Here is a 23,471-nt window from a genome sequence, read left to right as displayed (position 1 = left end):
GTTCTATCTAAAGACACCAAAATCTATTTTTAAAGAGAATACGTTAGAATAGAGCGCAGCACTTTGGTCACCAATATCGGTAAAGGCATAATCTATCTGTATTCCTTTGTATTTAAAACCCACACCGAAGTTGGGTTGAAATGAAACCTGCTCCGAATCGTCAATTTGAATTTCATTTTGAAAATTACCAACACCACCTCTTAAAAATACTAAGTCAGTATAACCAAATTCAAATCCTAATGCAGGATTTATACTGGCAAAAGAGGTTGAAATAATATCATTGTTTTCTGCAAATCGTACATTTAAGTTTGCAGCAGCTTGTAAAGTGTAATCGTAATGAAATATCCACATTTTAGATAGTCCTATTTCTAATTTAGGAATTGTGATTTCTGTTGTTTCGGGTAGTTCTTGGTTTTCTCCATCGATGGCACCACTAATTTGTTCAAATTTTTCTTCATCTATAGACCATGCATTAAATGTGGTGGTAATATCTCTGGCCATTATACCAAACTTCCAGTCATTATTCCCTTCAAATTGAATGCCTGCATCTAAGCCAAAACCCCAAGAAGAGGCGAAATCTCCAATGATTCTTCTAATTATTTTAGCATTTACACCAAAATTTAATCCATCTAAAGGCAATTTTCTTGCGTATGAGAATGTAAGTCCGTAATCTGCTGTGGAGAATGTGCTTATTCTATCATAATTAATATTTCCTTGATCATCAATTAATTGTGTTGTGTCTAAAATATCATCAACACCAAACCTAATAAGTGAAATGCCTAATGCACTTTTATCATCTAATGGCATTCCGTAACCAATATAATTGTAATTAGCTATGTTAGCAAAATAACTAGAATGCATTAATGCGAGTTGTTTGTCTTCGAGATGCACTAATCCTGCCGGATTCCAATATCCGGAATTTACATCAGCAGTATGCGATACAACTGCGTTACTCATACCTAATGCAGCAGCATCTACACCAATACTCATAAATTCATTTGAATATTTTCTTGTAGTTTGAGCCGTAGCTATAAGTGTAGTAAGTGTTAAGAGAATTACAGCGTAATTTTTCAACAGCAATATTTTTTTACAAAGATGCACATTATTTTTCTATCTATTTAACTGTAAATTGCCGTTGTTATTGTTTTCTTTAGGTTCAATTTTAAAAAAAGTAAGTTTACACTAAAATACTTTTATATTTTTACACAAATTATAGTTTATGAGTTTTAAAAGACATATACCAAATATAGTAACGTTACTCAATTTGTTTTCGGGCTGTATTGCGGTAATTTTTGCAGTCTATGGTAATTTTGTTGCTGCTGCTATATTTGTTTTTTTAGGCATATTTTTCGATTTTTTTGATGGACTTTTAGCACGAAAATTAAATGTTCAGAGTCCTTTGGGGATTCAATTAGATTCTCTCGCTGATTTAGTGACAAGTGGTGTTGTTCCAGGCGTAATAATGTTTAAGCTTATTTCTTTAGCTATAAATGCTCCAGAATTTAACGGTAATAAAAATAGTTGGAATTCTGGTTTTGAATTAGAGATGTTAGAGGTTCCTATTTTGCCACTGTTTGGTTTGTTAATTGCGTTAGCTTCTGCTTACAGACTTGCTAAATTTAATTTAGACGAAGATCAGCAAACCTATTTTAAAGGATTGCCAGTGCCAGCAAATACCTTGGTCATTTTATCATTGCCTTTGATTTTAGAATATCAAAATAGCGATGTTATGAATGCTATAATTATTAATAAATGGTTTTTAATAGGGTTAACATTATTAAGTTGCTACCTTTTGAATTCTAATATAAAACTGTTTGCATTAAAATTTAAAAACTGGAAATTTAGAGATAATGCTGTTAGGTATATTTTTTTAATACTGAGCGTTGTACTGTTGATAGTACTCCAATTTGCTGCAATTCCTCTAATAATTGCATTGTATCTAATATTGTCGATAGTTGATAGAAAAAATATTAATTAATAACAAATAACCAATTACATTTACCTTCAATAGTTTATAACTTATGGCAGAAATTCTTTTTACACTTTTAATGCTTGTAATGCTGCAAGCAGTTTTAGGTTTTGATAATTTACTTTATATTTCATTAGAATCTAAAAAAGCACCTTTAGAGGAACAAAAACGAGTTAGGAAAATTGGAATTCTCATAGCCATAGTGTTAAGGATTGTATTGCTTTTTGTTTTAGTAAAGGTTATTGGATTCTTTCAAGAACCATTTTCCTTTTTAACAGGTCATATAGAAAATGTAATAGATTTTGCATTTAATGGTCATAGTATTATCGTTTTAATTGGTGGTGGATTTATAATCTATACAGCTATTAAGGAAATATGGCATATGATTGCCACACCAGATTTAAGTCACGATGTAGAAGGAGGAAACGATAAAAGATCTAAAACTGCGAATGCTGTTATTGTTAGCATAGTTATAATGAACTTAGTGTTTTCTTTCGATTCAATTTTAGCCGCAATAGGCCTTACAAGTGAGATTGAAGATTCTACAACAGCATTTATTGTTATGGCAATTGCTATTGTTGCGAGTGGTTTATTAATGTTGTTTTTGGCTGATAGAATTTCTACATTCTTGGCTAAGAATAGAATGTATGAAGTATTAGGTCTATTCATTTTATTTATCGTTGGAATTATGCTAATTACAGAAGGAGGTCATTTAGCGCACTTAAAAATATTTGGAAATGAAATTGTACCAATGAGTAAAACAACCTTCTATTTTGTAATAGTTGTTTTAGTAATTGTGGATGTTGTACAAGGCCGTTATCAAAAGAATTTGATTAAAGAGAAAGAGCAAGAAACAGCAAATAAATAACAAAATCACTTAGTCGCATGCAAAAGTATAAGCTTAAATATTTAATCTATATTTTCGTTACCATAATGGCCATTCAAATTATAATTGGGTTGGCAGATATATTATTATCAAAAGCGGATAGTGATTTAACGTCTATAACTTCGATATTAATTTCAATTTGCAGTATACCTTTAAGCTTAATAAATAGTAATTTGCCATTTTTTGTGTCGGAAAATCTATTTATGGTTCTTATATATTGGGCAATTAACCTCGTGATACAATCTGTATTTGTTTATGGCGTGTTGTTGGTAATACAAAAATTAAAGAATAGCAATAAATAGATTAGAATGCTATTTTAGTTTTACGTAGTTCAAAATTCTGTCCTAAATATACTTTACGCACCATTTCATCACTAGCTAATTCTTCTGGCTTACCAGCTTTAAGAATTTTACCTTCAAACATTAAATAAGTTCTGTCTGTAATGGCTAGAGTTTCTTGTACGTTGTGATCAGTTATTAGAATCCCGATATTTTTCTTTGTAAGTTTTGCAATGATGCGCTGAATGTCTTCTACAGCAACAGGGTCTACACCAGCAAAAGGCTCATCTAATAGAATAAAACTTGGATCTGTTGCTAGAGCTCTCGCTATTTCGGTTCGTCGTCTTTCTCCACCAGATAATAAATCGCCTCTATTAGTTCTAATATGTCCTAAACCAAACTCTTCAATTAAAGATTCCATTTTTTCATGCTGTTCTTTCTTACTTAATTTAGTAAGCTGTAACACACTTAAAATATTATCTTCTATACTAAGTTTTCTAAATACTGAAGCTTCTTGAGCAAGGTAGCCAATACCATTTTGAGCACGCTTGTACATAGGGTATTTAGTTATATTAGTATCATCTAAATAGATATTACCTCCATTGGGTTTTATGATGCCAACAATCATATAAAAAGAGGTTGTTTTACCTGCACCATTAGGACCAAGTAAACCAACAATTTCGCCTTGATTTACTTCTAGCGAAACGTCTTTTACAACTTTTCGTCCACTATAGGACTTCATTAAATGTTCTGCTCGTAACTTCATAGTATGTGTTAGAACGTTAAAATTAATAAATTCATATGTAATGCGTTGGCTTTAGGTATCATTTATTATAAGTTTAACCATCTTAAGAAATAGTTAGAACTTAAAAAAACAATTAGGCTTTTTTAGTTTTTCTATTTTGCTTTCTAATCACTATCGCAGAGATATAGATACTTACTTGGTATAATAATAAAATAGGAATTGCTACAATAACCTGACTAGCAATGTCTGGAGGTGTAATAATTGCTGAAAGAATAAGTACAACGACAAGCGCATATTTTCTATACTTTCTTAATATTTGTGGCGTTACTAATCCTACTTTAGTTAAGAAATATATAATTATAGGAAGTTCAAAAACAAAACCAGCAGCTAATGAAGATGATCTTACAATAGAATTGTAAGAGCTTAAATCAAAGGCATTAGAAACCTCTTCTGCAAACTCATAATTAGTTAAAAAGTTGAGTGATAATGGCGTAATAACATAGTAACCAAATGCAACTCCTAAAAAGAATAGTAAGGAAGCAATTAAAATAAATCCTCTAGAGCTTTTACGTTCATTATCTTGTAAACCTGGACTAATAAAAGACCATAATTGGTAAAGAACATAAGGGAATGCGATAACCAAACCAGCATAAATTGATGTCCATATATGTGCAGAAAATTGGCCACCAACAGATCTTACTTCAATTTGAAACGGTAATTCATTAGCGCAAAAAGACATGTCCATACCAAAAAAAGTAGATAAGTCACAAAGTGCAACATAGGTAGGGAAATCCATATGTTTAGGTGCCATAATGATACCTACTACAAAATCTTTAAAAATAAAAGCTAATGTTGCGGCTATAACAATACTTGCAACCGCTTTTACTAAATGCCACCTTAATTCTTCAAGATGATCTAAAAAAGACATCTCATCTACTTGCTTTCTCGCCATTATATAATGCCTTCTTTTATTAAATCGTGCAAGTGAACAACACCTGCATATTTACCATTTTGCTCTACTAATAATTGAGAGATATTAAACTCTTCCATAACTTCTTTAGCGTCTATAGCCATGGCATCTTCCGTTATTCGCCTAGGATTGTTGCTCATAATGTCTTTAGCTGTTAACCCTGAAATATCATCACTCTTACTTAACATTCGTCTTAAGTCGCCATCTGTAATAATTCCGACAATTTTTCCGTTTTCTACAACCGCAGTAACACCTAACATTTTTTCTGTAATTTCTACAATAACTTCTTTTAAAGAAGCGTCTAAGCGAACTAAAGGTTTTTGGTTTTGTGAAGATAAATCGTTTACTCTTAAATATAAGCGCTTACCTAATGCGCCTCCTGGATGATATTTTGCAAAATCCTTACTAGAGAATCCTCGTAATTCTAGCAAACAAACCGCTACGGCGTCTCCCATAACCAATTGAGCAGTAGTACTCGTTGTAGGAGCTAAATTATTTGGGCAAGCTTCTTGAGCAACAAACGTATTTAAAATAAAATCTGCTTGCTGTCCTAAAAATGAGTCTTTATTACCAGTAATTGCAATCATTTTATTATTAGCATTCTTAATAAGTGGCACCAAAACTTTAATTTCTGGTGTATTTCCACTTTTAGAAATACAGATTACAACATCATCTTTCAGTATTAATCCAAGATCGCCATGTATGGCATCTGCTGCATGCATAAAAACCGACGGTGTCCCAGTAGAGTTTAAGGTTGCTACAATTTTATTAGCAATAATGGCACTTTTACCAATACCAGTAATTATAACCCTTCCTTTAGACTTATAGATGAGTTCTACCGCATCAGCAAAATCATCAGTTAGTAAATCCGATAAATTATTTATAGCTTTACTTTCTAATTGTATTGTTGTCTTTGCAGTTTTTAAGATAGATTGCTTAGTGTTCAAAACTTATTTTTTAAAGAGTTTTTTAGATATAAAGAATTTGTTATCTTTAAAGTTGTTGCAAATGTATATAAAATACCAATAGGGATTAATGAGTATTGCAGAAATTGACTTACACTCCGCATTAAAAAAGTACTTTGGATTTTCAGGATTCAAAGGTCTTCAAGAAGAAGTTATAAAGAACGTCGTAGCTGGCAATAACACCTTTGTTATTATGCCAACAGGAGGCGGTAAATCTTTATGTTATCAATTACCAGCGCTAATAAAAGAAGGAACAGCCATCGTTGTTTCTCCACTTATTGCACTTATGAAAAATCAAGTAGATGCTATTAGAGCTGTGTCTGAACACGAAGGTGTAGCGCATGTTTTAAACTCTTCTTTGAATAAAACAGAAGTAAAACGCGTTAAGGATGATATTACAAATGGGATCACAAAATTGCTTTATGTTGCGCCAGAATCGTTAACAAAAGAAGAATATGTAGATTTTCTTCGTACGGTTAAGATTTCATTTATGGCCGTTGATGAAGCCCATTGTATCAGTGAATGGGGACACGATTTTAGACCAGAATACAGAAATTTAAAAACAATAATTAAGCGAATAGGTGATGATATTCCTATTGTAGGTCTTACTGCAACAGCGACACCTAAAGTTCAAGAAGATATTTTGAAAAGTTTAGGAATGCCTAAAGCTGTAACTTTTAAAGCATCATTTAATAGACCAAATCTTTATTATGAAGTGCGTCCTAAAACAAAAAATGTTGATGCTGATATTATACGTTTTGTAAAACAGAATGAAGGAAAATCTGGTATTGTTTATTGTTTAAGTAGAAAACGAGTTGAAGAATTAGCTCAAGTTCTGCAAGTAAATGGTGTAAAGGCAGTTCCTTATCATGCAGGTTTAGATGCTAAAACAAGAGTGAAACATCAAGATATGTTCTTAATGGAAGATACAGACGTTGTAGTAGCGACTATTGCATTTGGGATGGGAATTGATAAACCAGACGTGCGTTTTGTTATACATCATGATATTCCTAAAAGTATAGAAAGTTATTACCAAGAAACTGGTAGAGCAGGACGAGATGGAGGAGAAGGACATTGTTTAGCCTACTATGCATACAAAGATATTGAGAAGCTAGAAAAATTTATGGCAGGTAAACCTGTAGCAGAGCAAGAAATTGGGCACGCACTGTTACAAGAAGTTGTTGCTTTTGCTGAGACTTCGGTATCTAGAAGAAAATTTATACTACATTATTTTGGCGAAGAATTTGATAATGCAACTGGCGAAGGAGGCGATATGGATGATAATGTTCGCCATCCTAAAAAGCAAGTTGAATCCAAAGATGAGGTTAAAGTATTATTAGAAACAGTTAAAAAAACCAATGAAAAATATAAGTCTAAGGATTTAGTACAAGTTCTAGTTGGTAATGCAAATGCTCTAATTTCTTCTCATAAAACAGACACACAACCATTTTTTGGAATAGGAAAAGATAAAGATAAAAGATTTTGGATGGCACTAATACGTCAAGTATTAGTTGCTGGTTATCTAAAGAAAGATATTGAAACTTATGGCGTTTTAAGATTAAGTGATGATGGTTTAGCATTTATTTCTAAACCAGAATCTTTTTTAATGGCAGAAGACCATGTTTTTGATGATGAATCTAATGATGGTATTGTAACTAACTCTAAAGGAGGAGGTGTAACAGCAGACGAAAAGTTAATGAAAATGCTTAAAGATCTGCGTAAACGAAATGCAAAACGATTAGGCGTACCTCCATTTGTTATTTTCCAGGATCCTTCTTTAGAAGATATGGCTTTAAAATACCCAATTACAATAGAGGAGTTATCTAATGTTCATGGCGTAGGAGAGAGTAAAGCTAAAAAATATGGAAAGGATTTTGTTGGTCTAATCGCAGATTATGTTGAAGAAAATGATGTGATGCGACCAGACGATATGGTCGTTAAATCGACAGGTACAAATTCTGCAATAAAATTATATATTATACAGAATGTAGATAGAAAATTGCCGCTAAGTGATATCGCGTCTTCTAAAGGTATGGAAATGCCGCAGTTTATAAAAGAGATGGAATCTATAGTTTTCTCTGGCACAAAATTGAATATCAATTACTGGATAGATGATATTTTAGATGAAGATCAGCAAGAAGAGATTCATGATTATTTTATGGAATCTGAAAGTGATAAAATAGACGATGCTATCGAAGAATTCGATGGTGATTATGATGATGAAGAATTACGTCTTTATCGAATTAAATTTATGAGTGAGGTTGCAAACTAAGCCTTAACTTTATATAAATACATTAATCAGTCCGATTGAGTTTAGAAAGGTATTATTCTGAATTTAATCGGATTTTTTTTTTTTTTTACTCCTCCTCGTCAGTTGTGTTCTCAATCACTACTTTTTCAAACAAAAGCTTGTGATTTTTAACTATGATAAGTACACTGTTGAGTGTCGCATTTTCTAGTTTTTTAACGTCACTTTCTTCAACTTGAAAATCTATTTTTGTAATATTTCTACCTTTTATACTAGAGCGGTCAGATTCAAACTCAGGCATATCAGAATCTAATTGTAATTCAAAATTTTCGCCGCTAAAAGTAAGTGTAGCACCAGTTTTACATTTTACATTAAGCTGACCAACAATTACAGTTTGAAAAAAGTAGTAACCACCTAACTCATTTAAACCTGCAAAAAGTACATTATGCTCTGCCACACCATAAGGTTGGTTTTCCACATCTCTTATTATAGCTTCAACGCCGTCGTTAGTTTTAGATTGCGATGATTTATTGCCAAATATTTTAGATATAGAAAATGCCATATTATTTATTTTTTCTCAAAACTAACCTTATTAAGTTAAATCTCAAATTTTATTATAGTCATCAGTCATCAGTCATCAGTCATCAGTCATCAGTCATCAGTCATCAGTCATCTTTTTATCATATTCGCAAAACTTTCATCTAAATTCGGAATTCATAAATCATTGCCTATCTTTGCAACTTCAAACAAAAGAAAACACAATGCAAGACGGTTTATACGCAAAATTTAACACTACAAAAGGTGCTATTTTAGTAAATCTAGAGTTCGAAAAAGCTCCAGGTACAGTTGGTAATTTTGTGGCTTTAGCAGAAGGTAATTTAGAGAATTCGGCTAAACCACAAGGAACACCATATTATGATGGATTAAAATTTCACAGAGTTATTCCAGATTTTATGATTCAAGGAGGTTGTCCTCAAGGAACAGGTACTGGTAATCCTGGTTATAAGTTTGACGATGAGTTTCATCCAGATTTAAAGCATTCTGGTCCTGGTGTATTAGCGATGGCAAACTCTGGTCCTGGTACAAACGGTAGCCAGTTTTATATAACACATGTCGCTACTGATTGGTTAGATGGTAAACATACTGTTTTTGGTAATGTTGTTGAAGGACAAGATATTGTAGATTCTATTGCGCAAGGTGATGCTATAGAAAGTATAGAAATAGTAAAGCAAGGTGAGGCGGCAGAAAATTTTAATGCCATTGAGGCTTTTAGAACTTTTGAAGGTTCTCGTGAAAAACGAATAGCTGCAGAACGCGAAGCTGCAAAAGCAGAATTAGATAAACTAGCTACTGGTTTTGATGTAACAGATTCTGGTTTACGTTATAAAGTGATTCAAAAAGGAGACGGTAAAAAAGCAGAAAAAGGAAATATGGTTTCTGTTCATTATAAAGGGCAATTAGCTGACGGAACTGTTTTTGATTCGTCTTATAAGAGAAATTCGCCTTTAGATTTTCAAGTAGGTATTGGTCAAGTAATTCCTGGTTGGGATGAAGGCATTTGCTTATTAAACGTTGGCGATAAAGCGCGTTTAGTAATTCCTAGTGATTTAGGTTATGGTGCTGCAGGTGCAGGAGGTGTTATTCCACCAAATGCAACTTTAGTTTTTGATGTAGAACTTATGGAGGTTAAAGGATAAAACAATCGTTTTAACGTAACAAAATTTATATAAAATCGTCTCACTTATAGTGAGACTTTTTTTTTGCTTAATATTTAATCAAACCAATCCTTATGAAAACGAAATCACTTTTATTTTTGTCAATAATAGCCTTGTTATTTGTTAGTTGTTCGGGCAACATAGATTATTCTGAAACCTTTAAAAAGGAAACGTCTGGTGGCTATCTTTATAATCAAGATGATTTAATAATGGTTTATTATGAAAATGATAAACTCTTTCTAAATTGGAGAGGAGGTAAAATACAACCTGTTGCTATATCACAAAACGAATTTTTTGTAGCAGATATGTATAAGAAATTTAGGTTTGTACAGCACGCTAAAACTAAAGAGCGTTATTTGTCTATTATACCAGAAGATGGAACTAGTGAAATCACTTACGATTATCTAAAAGTACCAAACGGTTATAAAACACCAAGTGCTTACTTAAACGAAGGAAATTATGATAAAGCATTGGAAGGCTATTTGAAGATTAAACAGCAAGATTCAACAAGCAGTTTTATTGATGAATGGGACTTTAATAGTTTAGGGTATAGTTTTATTAGAAAGCACGAGTATCCCAAGGCTATAGAAATTCTAAAGATTAATGCAGTGCTTCATCCTAACAGTGCAAATGTTTATGACAGTTTAGGAGAAGCTTATATGTTAAATGGTAACGAACGTGAAGCTTATGTGAATTTTAAAAAGACTCTTGAGATTTATCCAGAAAACAAGAAAGCAAAAAGATTTATTGAAGCGAATAAAGAAAAATTCGAAAAATAAACATCTTGTTTTTTAAACTTAAATAATTGCATTAAATTGGTAGTCAACCAAACCAAAACTTATGAAGCAAAAATTACTCAATTTATTATTCGTTATTGGAAATGTAGTTGGTTTAACAGCCCAAGCATACATTACTCCAAATACAGGTTTAACATATACGTTAGATGACCTTGTGGCTGCCAGTCCCTCAACTATTTCTGTTTCTGGTACAACCTATACGTTAACCGATAATCTTACGATTTCTGCATCAGATATTTTTAGTATTGACACAGAAGCAACTTTAGAAATAGGAGCAGATGTTAGAATTACTATTTTTGGAAACATGACGGTAAATGCATCTAATTTTACTTTTACTGCCATAGATTCAAATGCACCTTACGAGGGTTTTAGATTTGAAGAATTCTCTGTTATAGATATTCAAAATTCAACGATTGAATATGGTGGAGGATTACGTGTTCTTACCGAAACATTTACTATTAATAACTGTTTAGTAAGTAATAATGTTTCTGGTATATCTACAGGTGCAGTGATTTCTCTATCTAGAGGAATGGCCCAAATTACCAATAACACTATAAGTTTTAATGATACACCAGCCATTAGCTCTGGCGCAACCAATATGGTTTCTGCTTATATTTTTAATAATTATATAGAAGGCAATAATCAAGAAAATTCTAATAGACCACAAATCAATATAGGAACAACTTTAGCTTCTGAGCCGCTTCAAATTGTACAGAATACTATCATAGGTGATCGTAGCTTAGATATGGTTGGTGGTATTGCTGTTTCTAATTTTGTTGGTGGAACTATTAATGCAATTGTAGATAATAATATTATTAGAGATAACCGTTATGGACTAACAATTCTTGGTAATAATGCTTTTGCATTTATTAGAAATAATGTCATTGAAGATAATGATACACAAGGTATTCCTTTGCAAGGAGGAAGCGGAATTTCATTAAATACATCGTCTGTTGGGTTAGAAGTCGTTGCAAGCGGAAACGAAATACGAAGAAATTTATGGGGAATTACAGTAATTGGAGAAGCAACAATTAATTTGGGTGATGATGTAGATAATGTTGGCCAAAATGTATTTGATGATAACGGAAATGGAGGTATAACCTATGCGCTTTATAATAATACAAGCAATGCCTTAACGGCAATGCATAATTGTTGGGATGAAACTAATACGCCAAACACACTTGCAGATGCAGAGGCTGTTATTGTACATGCTAATGATGATAATTCATTGGGCTTAGTAACTTTTGATCCTGTTGATTGTGCGTTTTTAAGTGTAGAAGATTTAGTTTTCAATAATCTGAAAATTTATCCTAATCCTAACAATGGTAAATTGAATGTCGAAAACAACTCTACATATAAACAAATGCATATTTACGGAATTGCAGGGAAATTAATAACAACAGAGAGTATTCAATTCGGTACTAGCGAAATGCATATTAACTTAAAAACTGGGATTTATATTTTAGAATTTGAAGGCGATAATACTAAAGAAATAAAGAAGCTTGTAGTAGAATAATAAGTTTGAAACCGTATTTATATCAAAACGATTTAAAGATTACCCTTTATAATATCTAGTTTAGCGAAGTACTAATTTTTTAACGATGTCTTTTTTAACGGATTCATTAAGCATCTTTATGATTTTTTCTGTGCCATAACTTAATTCTTCCCGCAAAACACTAGAACTTAATTGTACGTATAGCGTTTCATGTTTAAGCTCAATTGCTGTTGTGTAGTTATTAACGCCATTTCCCATAAGATTAGCCCAAGCTTCACGAACATCTACTTTGTCTAAACCAGACTGCAAATTGTTGGTCTGAACAAATTCTTTTAGAATATCTTGTATAGGTTGGTTATCGTTATTTCGTTTTGCCATAATGCAAAGTTACTTAATTATTAAGTAAATGAATTATTTGGTTAGAATACTGTTGTATTAAACAGCCTGAATTTTAGTGTTAATTTAATCTTGTAAATCTAATTTTATAGATTCGTACCTTTTATATAGGTATATGTCTTCATCGTCATTCATTATTCGTAACTCCTTTTTATCTGCATTTAAAACGGTCTCGCTCCATTTCGCATAAGGTGTAGCATAAAGAATGATTAATTTATTACCATCAATTTTTAACTCAATGTTTTCAGCATCTCCAGAGGTAAAATAAGTATCGTTAATTCCTGGTTTTAGTTTTTTTCTAAAACCTTTTAAACTGTCATTAACAGATAAGTAATCTATAGTTTCGTTGAATTTGTACTCTTTCTTACTGCCATCAGCTAAAGTTGCTACTTGTATTTCCCAATAACCTTCAATGTGCTCAATATAACTTTCAGGGTTTTTAGAACAACTAAAGACTAATAAACTTAAAAGGATAAGAATACTAGTTCTGATATTTATTAGGTTTCTGAAATTTTCAACACGATATTGTTTAGTAACGACAGTTGGGTTTTTCTCTATCATAACTTAAAAATTTTATAAGATTGATGTGTTTGTTTTATAACATCTTCAGTTCGTTCTGCATGCGTATCACTGATGAAGATCTGACCGAAATGTTCGTCATCTACCAGGTTTATTATTTGAGATACTCTATTTTCATCTAGTTTATCAAAAATATCATCTAACAATAGAATAGGAGAGACACCACTTTGTTGTTTTATAAAATCGAATTGAGCCAATTTTAAAGCAATTAAAAATGATTTTTGCTGCCCTTGACTTCCAAATTTTTTAATGGGATAATCATCAATTAAAAATACTAGATCATCCTTGTGAGTACCAACACTTGTGTATTGTAAAGCCTTGTCTTTATTGATGTTTTTGTTTAATAACTCTAGTAAATCGGCATTAAATAAATCACTTTTATATTTTAAATCGATTTGTTCTTTACTTTGACTAATCGCTTCGTATCGCGATTTAAAAATAGGAATAAACGTTTGTAAAAAAGCATCTCGTTTTTTAAAAATCTCACTTCCAAATGTTTGGAGTTGTTCATTATAAATTGCAAGTGTATCCGCATTAAAAGTAGTATTAAGCGCAAAATATTTTAACAAAGCATTTCTCTGAGATAATACCTTATTGTAGCTAATAAGTTCTGTTAAATAACTTTTATCACTTTGTGAAATTACGCTATCAATAAACTTACGTCGTGTATCGCTTCCTTCGATAATAAGATCGCGATCTGCTGGCGAAATTATGACTAAAGGAATAAAACCAATGTGCTCGCTAAATTTATCATAAGCCTTTCCGTTTCGCTTTATTATCTTTTTTTGCCCTTTTTTTAAAGACACTATTATTTTTTCGTCACGATCATTTTTAGTAAATCTGCCATCCACAGCAAAAAAATCAGCATTGTGATTTATATTCTGAACAGCTATAGGATTAAAATAACTTTTTCCAAAAGCTAAGTGGTAAATAGCATCGAGCGCATTAGTTTTTCCGATACCATTTGCACCAACAAAACAGTTGATTTTGACGTCGAAATCGAAAACCTGACTTTCAAAATTTTTATAATTAACTAGTGATAGTGTGTTTAGATTCATGAAAAACGAACGATTTCCTTGATTTTAGTGATGTAGAAAAGCTTTAAGCCTTGAAATTAATTATTCAAAAATAACAAATAAATAGGCTTTTAAATCCCAATAAAAATTTTATTTTTGCGCACGCACAAAATGACAAGTTATGGCAACGTATAATAAAAGAGGCTACAAACCAAAAACTCAAAAAGAGAAGGTAGAGATTGTTGAAGAAGAATCAACAACGGCTGAGGTATTTAATTCTTTAGATGAAGGGGCTTCTAAAGCAGAGGAGTGGGCAGTAAGAAACCAAAAGTATATTATTGGTGCTGTTGCAATAATCGCATTAATTGTTTTGGCAGTTATGGCTTACAATAAATTTGTAGCTGAACCAAAGGAAAAAGATGCAATGAACGAAATGTACACTGCTAAAAAATATTTTAACGATGCTGTTAGTGGTGTGTCTTCAGATTCACTTTACCAAATGTCTTTAGATGGAGGTGAAGGTAAATATGGAATGTTAGATATTATTAATAATTATGGTGGAACACCTGCTGCTAATTTGGCAAATTATTATGCTGGTATGGCGTATTTAAACTTAAAGAATTACGAAAAAGCAATCTCACATTTAGATGATTTTTCTAGTGATGATAAAATGTTAAATCCTATTGCTAAAGGAGGAATTGGTGATGCATTTGTACAGTTAAACCAATCAGATAAAGCATTAGAGTATTACGAAAAAGCTTTTCAAGCTAATGTAAATGATTATACTACACCTTTATATTTATTGAAAGCGGCAAAAGTTGCTATTAGTTTAGGTGATAACAGTAAAGCTTTAGGTTTCTTAGAGCGTATTCAATCTGAGTTCTCTACATCTAACGAAATGAAAGATGCAGAAATTTTAATAGGAAAAGTAGAAGCAAGCTTATAGTATATGGCAACTGCAAATCATAATTTATCGAATTACGATAAAGCAACAATCCCAAGCGCGAAAGATTTTCGGTTTGGGATTGTTGTTTCAGAATGGAATGATAAAATTACCGAAGGTCTTTGGCAAGGTGCTTTTGATGCCTTAACAGATTGCGGAGCACTTAAAGAAAATATTGTACGTTGGAATGTTCCTGGAACGTTTGAACTTACATATGGTGCTGCAAGAATGAGCAAAAGTATTTATGCAGATTCTGGCATGTTAGATGCAATTATTGTTATTGGTTGTGTAATACAAGGTGAAACCAAACATTTTGACTTTGTTTGTGAAGGTGTAACTCAAGGTATAAAAGACTTAAATCTTAAAGGTGATATTCCCGTTATTTTCTGTGTACTCACAGATAATAATATGCAACAATCTATTGATCGTTCTGGAGGAAAACATGGTAACAAAGGTGCAGAAGCTGCTATTGCTGCTATAAAAATGGCAGATTTACGTGGACAATCTTTGTAGTTTTTAGTCTTAGTCTTAGTCTTAGTCTCAGTTTACAGTTTACAGTCTGCAGTCTCAATCCGTAGTAAAAAGTTATAAGTGTAAAGTGAGCAGTTAAATGATACTTGTGTTTTGTAAACAGTTTAGTGTTTGTTGACATATGTTTAATAAAAAAGAAGATTAAAGTTATTTCACTACAATCTTCTTTTATTTTTTTACCAAACTGCTTCCCAACTCTGGCATTCTTTTTGTTAATAATTTTAAGGAATCCTTAAGGGTTAATTCCTTGTATTTTCAGTACTTTTGAGATTAATCAAGTTTAATTTACAAGTCATTTGTTTAATCAAAGAAAAAATAAACGATTTACTTATAAATCTCGACTTCAGGATTCCAATATTGATCAGTCGAAAGTCGACTTTGAAACGAAGTGGAACGAAGCTAATGGTAAGAGTAAACGCAAAGGAAATGTGTTTACATCGCTACCAGTTTTAGTTGTTATCTTAGTTTTAATTTTTGTATTACTTTATATTCTAGAAGGATATATAAAATAAGAGAATTATGGGAATAATGAAATTGAAGAAAAATCGAAAGTATAACTACAAGCCTCGTTTTTACAAAGGTGAAGGAAGTCCTTTTGAACTTAAACACAAATTTGATGATAAAAGAACAACCGTAAATCCGGCAAAGGGTATTAAAGGTAAGTTCAATGCAGCCATTGATGATTATAAACATAATCAAGATTCTAACGTTAATAAACGCGTTCTTATCATTATTGCTGTGTTAGTTATGTTGTTTTTATTTATAATCGGTTTTGATCTATCTATATTCCTCCCAAATAGCTAATGTCAGATATTATTCAACTTTTACCAGACCATGTTGCTAACCAAATTGCAGCTGGTGAAGTGGTACAGCGTCCTGCTTCAGTAGTTAAAGAACTATTAGAAAATGCAATTGATGCCAATGCAACAGAAATAAAACTCATTGTTAAAGATGCTGGTAAAACCTTGGTTCAAGTTATAGATAATGGTAAAGGTATGAGTGTTACTGATGCTCGCCTAAGTTTTGAGCGTCATGCAACATCTAAAATTAGAGCGGCTGAAGACTTGTTTCAACTCAACACTAAAGGGTTTAGAGGAGAGGCACTTGCAAGTATTGCAGCCATTGCTCATGTAGAATTAAAGACTAAATTAGATCGCGATGATTTAGGAACTGTCCTTGTTATTGAAGGTAGTGAAGTGAAATCTCAAGATGTTTCTGTTACACCAACTGGTACTTCGGTTTCAGTAAAACATCTGTTTTTTAATATTCCTGCAAGACGAAATTTTTTAAAATCAGATACAGTAGAATTACGCCACATTACAGATGAATTTCATCGCGTGGCTTTAGCACATCCAAATATTGCATTTGCATTTTATCATAATGGAAGCGACTTGTTTAATGTGCCTCAGGAAAATTACAGACAGCGAGTTGTGCACATTTTCGGAACAAAAACCAATGAAAAATTAGTACCAGTTGAAGAAGAAACAGAAGTACTAAAAATTTCAGGATTTGTTGGTAAACCTGAATATTCTAAGAAAACAAAGTCAGAGCAGTACTTTTTTGTAAATCAGCGTTTTATAAAAAGTCCTTATTTAAATCATGCTATTAAATCGGCTTTTGAAGGTTTGCTAAAAGATGGCTATCATCCTAGCTATTTTTTAAATCTTACAGTAGATCCAAAGTCTATTGATATAAACATTCATCCTACAAAAACTGAAATTAAGTTTGATGATGAACACACGTTGTACGCTATTTTACGTTCAGCAGTAAAACATAGTTTAGGGCAATTTAATATTGCACCAATATTAGATTTTGAACAACAAAGTAGTTTTGATACACCTTACGATTATAAAGATAAGTCAGCTGCTGCACCTTCTATAGAGGTAGATAGAAGTTTTAATCCATTTTCTAATGATTCTCCAGAGCGAAGTGCAAAGCCATCGTATAATAATGGCGGGTTTAAATCGGCACCTGCAGCATCATGGGAAAGTTTGTACGTTGGTTTAGAGTCTAAAGGAAACAATTCGCCATCTGATTTTAGTGAAGTTACTTTTGAGAGTGATCCTAAAAATGAATCTATATTTAGTGATTCAACAATAGAAACCACTAAAACTACTTTTCAACTTCAACAAAAGTATATTGTAAGTACTATAAAATCTGGGATGTTAGTTATTGATCAAAATAGAGCACATCAACGTATTTTGTATGAGAATTTCTTGAAGCATATAACAATACAAGAAGCTACAAGTCAGCAATTATTATTTCCGTTGCAATTGCATTATACGCCTAGTGAAACTAAAATAATAGAAGACTTGAAAGCGAACTTAGAGCATACTGGTTTTGTGTTTTCAGAATTAAATACCGATGGTATAGTGATTACAGGCGTTCCGGTTGGTGTGCCAGAAAGTGAAGTCTCTATTATTTTAGAACAATTAATTAGTGATGTGGAAAACGATGTGCCAGACACTAATTTTAGTGCGTCAGATTTATTAGCAAAATCTATGGCTAAGAGCTTGGCAATAAAAAATGGACAATCGTTAAATAGCACAGAGCAAGAACATATGGTAAATAGTTTATTTGCTTGTAAGGAACCTAATGTATCACCAACCAATAGACCAACGTTTATTACAATGGCAGTTGATGATATTGAGAAAAAATTTATGTAGTATATGAGATTTAGTATTACTGATGCGGTAAAGCATTTAATTATTATAAATGTTGTAATGTTTGTTGGAAAACTCACACTTGGTGATGGTCATTTATTTGATGAATTGTTTACCATGTATTTCCCAACAAATGATTTGTTTAAACCATGGCAAGTTATAACGCACATGTTCATGCATGGGAGTCCTGCACATTTACTTTTTAATATGTTTGCTCTTTGGATGTTTGGTACTCCAGTAGAAGAGCGTTTGGGTACTGCGAAGTTTTTATTTATATACTTTTCAGCTGGTTTTGGTGCTTTGTTGTTTCAGTTAGGTTATTATTACTTTGACTATTATTCTGCAATGCAAACTTTAGGAAATTTGAATATGAGTACAAGTTTGTTGCATGAAATAATGAATATTAATGCAATAGATGGTGATATGATAAGAGGAGAGATTTTGCAAGAAAAAATGATTCCACTATTAAATGACGCCAATTTCTCTACGTCTATTTCTGCAGCTCAATTTAGTGCTTTATTTGATTTAAATGTTCTGAATTTAAGTGCAATGGTTGGAGCATCTGGTTGTATTATGGGAATTATGGCGGCCTTTGGGATGATGAATCCTAATGCTAAGTTAATGATGATATTTTTACCAATTCCTGTTAAAGCAAAGTATTTTATTCCAGGATTAATTATTTTAGATATCATCTCAGCATTTACTGGTCAATCGTTTTTTAGTCCAAGTAATACAGCATATATGGCTCACGTTGGTGGCGCTGTATTAGGTTTTATTGTAATGTGGTATTGGAAAAAAAGTGACAAGGATAAATACCGTTGGAATTAAATATGAGTACAGTTGAAAATTTAAAATACAAGTTTAAGAACTTAGATGTATTTGGCAAAATCATTGCCATTAACGTACTTGTGTTTTTAATTGGCTTGGTATTTAAATCGTTATTGCGATTTAATGTTTATTTCTATTTTGAATTACCATCTGGCTTTATGAATTATTTATTTCAGCCATGGTCATTAATAACGTATGGTTTTTTGCATAGCGGTCCTTTTCACTTGCTATTAAATATGTTGTTTCTTTTTTATTTAAGTAGAGTGACTACCAATCTATTTAGATCAAAAATGATTCTTAATATTTACTTTTTAGGAATTATTTTTGGAGGTTTAGCGTATTTGGCCGTTGCCAATCTTTTACCAGTAAACTTTATAGGTGAAAATGATGTGCTAGTTGGTGCATCTGCAGGTGTTAGTGCGCTATTGCTATTTGTGGCAGTCTATATTCCTAACACTGAGATAAGGTTATTTAATGCCTTCAATGTAAAATGGAAGCATATTGCAATGGTTATTGTTGGATTGGATTTGTTTAGAATGCTGTCTGGTCTTAATCAAGGTGGTTATGTAGCGCATTTTGGAGGCTATTTGTTAGGATATATCTATGCTACTAGATTATTGAAAGGTACAGATATTGGCCTAGGTTTTGAGCGCTCTATGGATAGTTTTATGAGTTTGTTTAAACCAAAATCTAATCTAAAAACAGTACATCGTAAAAAGAACAAAAAGGAATACGCTGGTAAGACTAAAGATGAGTTTAATTCGTTTAATAATCAGAAGAAAATAGATTTAATTCTCGACAAGATTAGTAAAAGTGGATATGAGAGCCTCACAAGCGAGGAGAAGGAATTTCTGTTTAAAGCAGGTAAATAATTAAATAGTGAAAGGTTTAAAATTTGGTAGTAAAATATTGTTTTTCATCAATTCGTTGGTGGCATTTTTACTGCTTATTTCTTACATTTTACCTTACATACCTCCTAAAAGTTTTGCAACTTTATCAGTACTGAGTTTAGGTGTTCCGTTACTTATTATACTTAATGTAGTTTTCTTTGTATTTTGGCTATTACGAGTAAAAAAACAAATGCTATTATCGCTTGTAGTTCTGCTTCTCGGCTGGAATTATATTGGTTCTATGTATAAATTCTCAGCGTCTTCTGCAATAGAGGATGAAGATAATTTTACAGTCATGTCTTTTAATGTAAGATTGTTAAATCGGTACGGTTGGCTACCGAGTGAAACAATAAAAGAAGAGGTTATTAAATTAGTAACCACTGAAAGTCCTGATATAATGTGTTTTCAAGAATACCGTCGTGGAAACGCCATTAAGTTAGATGGTTACTATAGTTTTAATGCTACGTATACCTCAGGAATTAAAGGCGGACAATCTATTTTTTCTAAATATCCTATTATCAATTCCGGATCATTAGAATTTCCTAATACATATAACAACGCCATTTTTGTTGATGTCGTAAAACAAAAAGATACTTTAAGAGTGTATACGTTGCATTTACAATCTTCTGGCATTGATACTGATGTGGATAAATTAAAGAATGAAACATCAGGTCATTTATTTAAGCAAGTGGGATCTACATTTAAGGCGCAACAAGATCAGGTTGATTTATTTTTAGCTCACAAAGCTAAATCTCATTATAAAACTATAGTTACAGGAGACTTTAATAACACAGCCTATTCTTACATCTACAGAAAGGTTAAAGGAGATGACTTAAAAGATACGTTTGAAGAAGCTGGAAATGGTTTTGGTAGAACTTATGATTTTAAATTCTTCCCAATGCGTATTGATTTTATTTTGGCGCACGACGATTTTACAGTAAATGGTTTTAAAACCTTTGAAGAAAAACTCTCAGACCATTATCCCATAAAAGCAACCTTAAAACTACATTAAGCTGCAGTCTGTAATATCTGCAATAATGTGAATCACTAATCCTAAGCCTAGTAATCTCGTCTTTTTAGGTATGAGCATCAATAAATAAATTACAATGACATAGTAGGAGTGGAGCGGATGAAAATTAATACTACAGCGGTTTGGCTCAAATATTGGATTCGCTAAGAGATGATCTAAATCTATGAGCATTCCTAAAATCATAATACCATAAGCCTTTAACCAATAGGTTTTATAAAAAAGTAATGCTATAACTAATGGTAAACCAAAATGTATTCCATAATGTACAATTGGCTGAAGCATAATTAGTTATTTGATTGTGATTACCTGTTGTTGTAAATACATTTCTGTATTTGGCCCTTCGTTAAACAAAAGATCTAAAATGCTAAGATTAGAAATAAATCCATGTTTTTCTGTAAACACTTGTGTGTATGGCTGCAGTGAGTGTATTTGTGTATTGCGTTTTACTAAATTTCTATAATCAACTTTGCCAGTAGGTTCTTTTTCAAAGAATGTAGTGTGATTTGGTGCTAGGCCAAGTTGAAGGCAATTTTTAATAACATCAAAGCATTCTAAATTAAAATCTAAGATAAAATCAAATTTCTGCTCAAAGAGAAGCATTAAATCATCAATATAAAACTCGAAAAAAGGTGACATGCTATACGCAGACTGTAACGACTTTAAATGAAGAATTTGCCAGTGTTCCTCATTCGCAATTTTTACATCCTTATATAATTGTCTGTTCTTTTGAGAATAACTAACCGGAACCGTCAGTGCTAATTTTCCATTTGCGCCATAGATTTCCATTCGGTTTCTATAAGATTGCTTTTGGTAATTATCACTTACTTCAAAATAAACAGAATCAGAATTTACCATTGCCCAAAAATTAGCAATATTTGGAAAATAACTTGGATATATTAGAGTATTCAAATCTTAGCTTTCCTTTGCCTTTTTCTTTTTACGCCATTTATTAAAGAATGTGATTCCTAAAATAAGAATTATAAAAGGAATTAAATAAGATGTACGAGCGCCACTTCCGCTTACAGTAGTAAAAATTCTATCCCAACGTGGTCTCCAATTCTTTATTCCTTTATTGATGCCGTCTAAACTCATCCAAATAAATACAGGCTTACCAAAAACATGATCGTAAGGTACAAATCCCCAAAATCTACTGTCAATAGAATTGTGTCTGTTGTCACCCATCATCCAATAATAATCTTGATTAAAAGTATAAGATGTCGCAACTTGGTCATCAATAAAAATTTGATTACCTCTCGTCACAACTTTATGACCTTCATATTCTCCAATGGCACGCTTGTAGATAGAAATATTTTCAGTATTAAGTTGAACTGTAGCTCCAGCTTTCGGGATCCACATTGGTCCAAAATTGTCAATATTCCATTTATAATTAGGATCTCTTGGGAAAATTTCTCCATCGACACCAGCAGGTGTTTTTATTGCAGTTATAGTTTCAACTTCAGGATGCGATTTTAACCTTGAAATAGCTTCTGCTGTTGCAGCTGGAATTCTATATGATCCTTCTGTTGTGCCGTAGCCTAAACCATCTGTTATATCGTGTTTTTCTAATATGTCTATAATTCGAGCGGGTTGTAATTGTCTTTTAAAAACAATATCATAAGAAAATTGTATATGCGCTCTTGGTGGCAATTTATTCTGTTTGCCATTAATAAATACATAGCCATTTCTAATCTCTAACGTATCACCAGCAACACCTACGCATCGTTTTACTAAATTGGTTTTTTTGTCAATTGGTTTATAGTAATTTCGGTCTGGATTAAAGTCATCCATAGTCAACAACGTATCTGCTGGTTGATTGAAAACTACAATATCATTACGTTCTATGCTCTGAAAACCAGGTAATCTAAAATAAGGTAACTGAAGTTTGTTTTTCCAAGAGGTGTTACGTTCTTCATAATTATCATCAAATAAATACGATTTGGTGTTTAATTTTGGAATAGTATCGTGTACCATTGGAGCTCCAACAGTTGTCATTGGTACTCTTGGTCCATAATGCAATTTACTTACAATTAGAAAGTCGCCAACAAGTAATGACTTTTCTAATGAAGATGAAGGAATTACAAAAGGTTGAAAGAAATAGGTATGAACGATGGTAGCCGCTACAATAGCAAATAGGATAGAGGTAATCCATTCACCTGTCGATGTTTTAGGCGTAAGTGTTCTATCTTTAACGTAGTCAACATCTGCAACATAATTTAAATAATAGAGGTAAAATCCTAGGGTAACGATACATAATAAAGCATCTAACTTGGTATCTTTTCCAAATGCGCGTGCTGTTTCCACCCATGCAGCAGGAATCATTATTAGGTTCACAATAGGAAGAAACATTAAAATTACCCACCACCAAGGACGTGTAATTATCTTCATTAATATAACTGCGTTATAAACAGGTATAAATGCTTCCCAAGCTTTTCTGCCTGCTTTCACATATAATTTCCATGTGCCTAAACCATGAATGATTTGTAATACGAGTAAAAAGATAAACCACTGTGTCCAGTTCATAATGCAA

Annotated in this window: 24 protein-coding genes; 13 read left to right on the top strand and 11 right to left on the bottom strand. The window is 32.2% G+C overall.

The genetic code is table 11. The features are described 5' to 3' along the window. Positions 1-3: 3 nt before the first annotated feature. Positions 4-1,074, bottom strand: coding sequence for a PorV/PorQ family protein (locus ACJBCC_RS09160; protein WP_299101312.1), 1,071 nt, complete (start codon positions 1,072-1,074; stop codon positions 4-6). A 145-nt stretch (positions 1,075-1,219) separates the two neighbouring features. Between ACJBCC_RS09160 and ACJBCC_RS09155 the strand changes: the two genes are divergently transcribed. Together ACJBCC_RS09155 and ACJBCC_RS09150 are read left to right on the top strand one after the other, a co-directional pair. Further along, the gene (locus ACJBCC_RS09155; RefSeq protein ID WP_407557014.1) at positions 1,220-1,978 is read left to right on the top strand and encodes a CDP-alcohol phosphatidyltransferase family protein; all 759 of its coding nucleotides are present in this window, start codon (positions 1,220-1,222) and stop codon (positions 1,976-1,978) included. A gap of 43 nt (positions 1,979-2,021) precedes the next feature. Beyond that, the gene (locus ACJBCC_RS09150) at positions 2,022-2,837 is read left to right on the top strand and encodes a TerC family protein (RefSeq protein ID WP_299101316.1); all 816 of its coding nucleotides are present in this window, start codon (positions 2,022-2,024) and stop codon (positions 2,835-2,837) included. A 321-nt stretch (positions 2,838-3,158) separates the two neighbouring features. On the opposite strand, the gene lptB is transcribed toward ACJBCC_RS09150, so the two are convergent. The 3 genes from lptB to ACJBCC_RS09135 form a co-directional block, all read right to left on the bottom strand. Then, positions 3,159-3,899, bottom strand: coding sequence for an LPS export ABC transporter ATP-binding protein (gene lptB, locus ACJBCC_RS09145; RefSeq protein WP_407557013.1), 741 nt, complete (start codon positions 3,897-3,899; stop codon positions 3,159-3,161). A 112-nt stretch (positions 3,900-4,011) separates the two neighbouring features. Then, the gene (gene tatC, locus ACJBCC_RS09140; RefSeq protein ID WP_407557012.1) at positions 4,012-4,830 is read right to left on the bottom strand and encodes a twin-arginine translocase subunit TatC; all 819 of its coding nucleotides are present in this window, start codon (positions 4,828-4,830) and stop codon (positions 4,012-4,014) included. Beyond that, positions 4,830-5,795, bottom strand: coding sequence for an SIS domain-containing protein (locus tag ACJBCC_RS09135; protein WP_299101322.1), 966 nt, complete (start codon positions 5,793-5,795; stop codon positions 4,830-4,832). Before ACJBCC_RS09135 ends, tatC begins: the two co-directional genes overlap by 1 nt. 88 nt (positions 5,796-5,883) lie before the next feature. Between ACJBCC_RS09135 and recQ the strand changes: the two genes are divergently transcribed. Next, on the top strand, positions 5,884-8,085 hold the full coding sequence (recQ, locus tag ACJBCC_RS09130) for a DNA helicase RecQ (RefSeq protein ID WP_299101324.1): 2,202 nt from the start codon (positions 5,884-5,886) through the stop codon (positions 8,083-8,085). Between the two features lie 85 nt (positions 8,086-8,170). On the opposite strand, the gene ACJBCC_RS09125 is transcribed toward recQ, so the two are convergent. After that, positions 8,171-8,623 carry a hypothetical protein gene (locus tag ACJBCC_RS09125; RefSeq protein WP_407557011.1) on the bottom strand — a complete coding sequence of 151 codons (453 nt, stop codon included), beginning with the start codon at positions 8,621-8,623 and terminating at the stop codon, positions 8,171-8,173. A gap of 199 nt (positions 8,624-8,822) precedes the next feature. On the opposite strand from ACJBCC_RS09125, the gene ACJBCC_RS09120 reads away from it, so the two are divergent. From ACJBCC_RS09120 to ACJBCC_RS09110, 3 genes are all read left to right on the top strand, one after another. Then, entirely contained in the window at positions 8,823-9,758 is a 936-nt protein-coding gene (locus ACJBCC_RS09120; RefSeq protein WP_299101766.1) for a peptidylprolyl isomerase, read from the top strand. A 92-nt stretch (positions 9,759-9,850) separates the two neighbouring features. Next, positions 9,851-10,555, top strand: a complete 705-nt coding sequence (locus tag ACJBCC_RS09115; protein ID WP_299101328.1) for a M48 family metallopeptidase — start codon at positions 9,851-9,853, stop codon at positions 10,553-10,555. A 61-nt stretch (positions 10,556-10,616) separates the two neighbouring features. Then, positions 10,617-12,089, top strand: a complete 1,473-nt coding sequence (locus ACJBCC_RS09110; RefSeq protein ID WP_407557010.1) for a T9SS type A sorting domain-containing protein — start codon at positions 10,617-10,619, stop codon at positions 12,087-12,089. A 60-nt stretch (positions 12,090-12,149) separates the two neighbouring features. Here the strand turns inward: ACJBCC_RS09110 and ACJBCC_RS09105 are convergent, their stop codons facing one another. The 3 genes from ACJBCC_RS09105 to recF form a co-directional block, all read right to left on the bottom strand. Beyond that, a complete protein-coding gene (locus ACJBCC_RS09105; RefSeq protein WP_299101332.1) occupies positions 12,150-12,446 on the bottom strand; it encodes a DUF721 domain-containing protein in 297 nt (98 codons plus the stop codon). Between the two features lie 84 nt (positions 12,447-12,530). Further along, a complete protein-coding gene (locus tag ACJBCC_RS09100; RefSeq protein WP_299101334.1) occupies positions 12,531-13,025 on the bottom strand; it encodes a lipocalin family protein in 495 nt (164 codons plus the stop codon). Then, positions 13,022-14,101: a DNA replication/repair protein RecF gene (gene recF / locus ACJBCC_RS09095; RefSeq protein WP_299101337.1), complete on the bottom strand. Its 1,080-nt coding sequence runs from the start codon at positions 14,099-14,101 to the stop codon at positions 13,022-13,024. The genes ACJBCC_RS09100 and recF overlap by 4 nt, the downstream gene beginning before the upstream one ends. A gap of 139 nt (positions 14,102-14,240) precedes the next feature. Between recF and ACJBCC_RS09090 the strand changes: the two genes are divergently transcribed. The 7 genes from ACJBCC_RS09090 (at position 14,241) to ACJBCC_RS09060 (ending at position 20,926) form a co-directional block, all read left to right on the top strand. Beyond that, positions 14,241-15,005, top strand: coding sequence for a tetratricopeptide repeat protein (locus ACJBCC_RS09090; protein WP_407557009.1), 765 nt, complete (start codon positions 14,241-14,243; stop codon positions 15,003-15,005). Positions 15,006-15,008: 3 nt separating this feature from the next. Continuing rightward, positions 15,009-15,515, top strand: a complete 507-nt coding sequence (gene ribH / locus ACJBCC_RS09085) for a 6,7-dimethyl-8-ribityllumazine synthase (protein ID WP_407557008.1) — start codon at positions 15,009-15,011, stop codon at positions 15,513-15,515. 537 nt (positions 15,516-16,052) lie between these two features. After that, positions 16,053-16,337 (top strand): riboflavin synthase subunit beta, encoded by a 285-nt coding sequence (locus tag ACJBCC_RS09080; RefSeq protein ID WP_407557007.1) that lies wholly within the window; start codon positions 16,053-16,055, stop codon positions 16,335-16,337. Further along, positions 16,337-18,199 (top strand): DNA mismatch repair endonuclease MutL, encoded by a 1,863-nt coding sequence (gene mutL, locus ACJBCC_RS09075; protein WP_407557006.1) that lies wholly within the window; start codon positions 16,337-16,339, stop codon positions 18,197-18,199. The genes ACJBCC_RS09080 and mutL overlap by 1 nt, the downstream gene beginning before the upstream one ends. A gap of 3 nt (positions 18,200-18,202) precedes the next feature. Next, the gene (locus tag ACJBCC_RS09070) at positions 18,203-19,024 is read left to right on the top strand and encodes a rhomboid family intramembrane serine protease (protein WP_299101347.1); all 822 of its coding nucleotides are present in this window, start codon (positions 18,203-18,205) and stop codon (positions 19,022-19,024) included. A gap of 2 nt (positions 19,025-19,026) precedes the next feature. Next, the gene (locus tag ACJBCC_RS09065) at positions 19,027-19,896 is read left to right on the top strand and encodes a rhomboid family intramembrane serine protease (RefSeq protein ID WP_299101349.1); all 870 of its coding nucleotides are present in this window, start codon (positions 19,027-19,029) and stop codon (positions 19,894-19,896) included. A 7-nt stretch (positions 19,897-19,903) separates the two neighbouring features. Further along, entirely contained in the window at positions 19,904-20,926 is a 1,023-nt protein-coding gene (locus ACJBCC_RS09060) for an endonuclease/exonuclease/phosphatase family protein (protein WP_299101351.1), read from the top strand. Here the strand turns inward: ACJBCC_RS09060 and ACJBCC_RS09055 are convergent. The 3 genes from ACJBCC_RS09055 to lepB are packed head-to-tail and all read right to left on the bottom strand — an operon-like array spanning position 20,918 to position 23,464. Next, a complete protein-coding gene (locus ACJBCC_RS09055) occupies positions 20,918-21,226 on the bottom strand; it encodes a DUF6122 family protein (protein WP_299101353.1) in 309 nt (102 codons plus the stop codon). The genes ACJBCC_RS09060 and ACJBCC_RS09055 overlap by 9 nt on opposite strands. 6 nt (positions 21,227-21,232) lie before the next feature. After that, a complete protein-coding gene (locus tag ACJBCC_RS09050) occupies positions 21,233-21,853 on the bottom strand; it encodes a WbqC family protein (RefSeq protein WP_407557004.1) in 621 nt (206 codons plus the stop codon). Between the two features lie 3 nt (positions 21,854-21,856). Further along, entirely contained in the window at positions 21,857-23,464 is a 1,608-nt protein-coding gene (gene lepB / locus ACJBCC_RS09045) for a signal peptidase I (protein WP_407557002.1), read from the bottom strand. Positions 23,465-23,471: the final 7 nt, after the last annotated feature.

Origin of the sequence: Winogradskyella sp. 4-2091 (assembly GCF_045765065.1) — a bacterium.
Lineage (GTDB): Bacteria > Bacteroidota > Bacteroidia > Flavobacteriales > Flavobacteriaceae > Winogradskyella.
Note: the sequence above shows the minus strand (reverse complement) of the source record. Positions and strands in the feature narration are given on the sequence as shown.

Coding starts and splice junctions, on each gene's coding strand:
- ACJBCC_RS09055 (WP_299101353.1), bottom strand. CDS start 21,226: ATGCTTCAGCCAATTGTACATTATGGAATACATTTTGGTTTACCATTA.
- ACJBCC_RS09155 (WP_407557014.1), top strand. CDS start 1,220: ATGAGTTTTAAAAGACATATACCAAATATAGTAACGTTACTCAATTTG.
- lptB (WP_407557013.1), bottom strand. CDS start 3,899: ATGAAGTTACGAGCAGAACATTTAATGAAGTCCTATAGTGGACGAAAA.
- ACJBCC_RS09070 (WP_299101347.1), top strand. CDS start 18,203: ATGAGATTTAGTATTACTGATGCGGTAAAGCATTTAATTATTATAAAT.
- ACJBCC_RS09100 (WP_299101334.1), bottom strand. CDS start 13,025: ATGATAGAGAAAAACCCAACTGTCGTTACTAAACAATATCGTGTTGAA.
- ACJBCC_RS09125 (WP_407557011.1), bottom strand. CDS start 8,623: ATGGCATTTTCTATATCTAAAATATTTGGCAATAAATCATCGCAATCT.
- ACJBCC_RS09080 (WP_407557007.1), top strand. CDS start 16,053: ATGGGAATAATGAAATTGAAGAAAAATCGAAAGTATAACTACAAGCCT.
- recQ (WP_299101324.1), top strand. CDS start 5,884: ATGAGTATTGCAGAAATTGACTTACACTCCGCATTAAAAAAGTACTTT.
- ACJBCC_RS09105 (WP_299101332.1), bottom strand. CDS start 12,446: ATGGCAAAACGAAATAACGATAACCAACCTATACAAGATATTCTAAAA.
- lepB (WP_407557002.1), bottom strand. CDS start 23,464: ATGAACTGGACACAGTGGTTTATCTTTTTACTCGTATTACAAATCATT.
- ACJBCC_RS09120 (WP_299101766.1), top strand. CDS start 8,823: ATGCAAGACGGTTTATACGCAAAATTTAACACTACAAAAGGTGCTATT.
- ACJBCC_RS09115 (WP_299101328.1), top strand. CDS start 9,851: ATGAAAACGAAATCACTTTTATTTTTGTCAATAATAGCCTTGTTATTT.
- recF (WP_299101337.1), bottom strand. CDS start 14,101: ATGAATCTAAACACACTATCACTAGTTAATTATAAAAATTTTGAAAGT.
- ACJBCC_RS09150 (WP_299101316.1), top strand. CDS start 2,022: ATGGCAGAAATTCTTTTTACACTTTTAATGCTTGTAATGCTGCAAGCA.
- ACJBCC_RS09110 (WP_407557010.1), top strand. CDS start 10,617: ATGAAGCAAAAATTACTCAATTTATTATTCGTTATTGGAAATGTAGTT.
- ACJBCC_RS09090 (WP_407557009.1), top strand. CDS start 14,241: ATGGCAACGTATAATAAAAGAGGCTACAAACCAAAAACTCAAAAAGAG.
- ACJBCC_RS09065 (WP_299101349.1), top strand. CDS start 19,027: ATGAGTACAGTTGAAAATTTAAAATACAAGTTTAAGAACTTAGATGTA.
- ribH (WP_407557008.1), top strand. CDS start 15,009: ATGGCAACTGCAAATCATAATTTATCGAATTACGATAAAGCAACAATC.
- mutL (WP_407557006.1), top strand. CDS start 16,337: ATGTCAGATATTATTCAACTTTTACCAGACCATGTTGCTAACCAAATT.
- tatC (WP_407557012.1), bottom strand. CDS start 4,830: ATGGCGAGAAAGCAAGTAGATGAGATGTCTTTTTTAGATCATCTTGAA.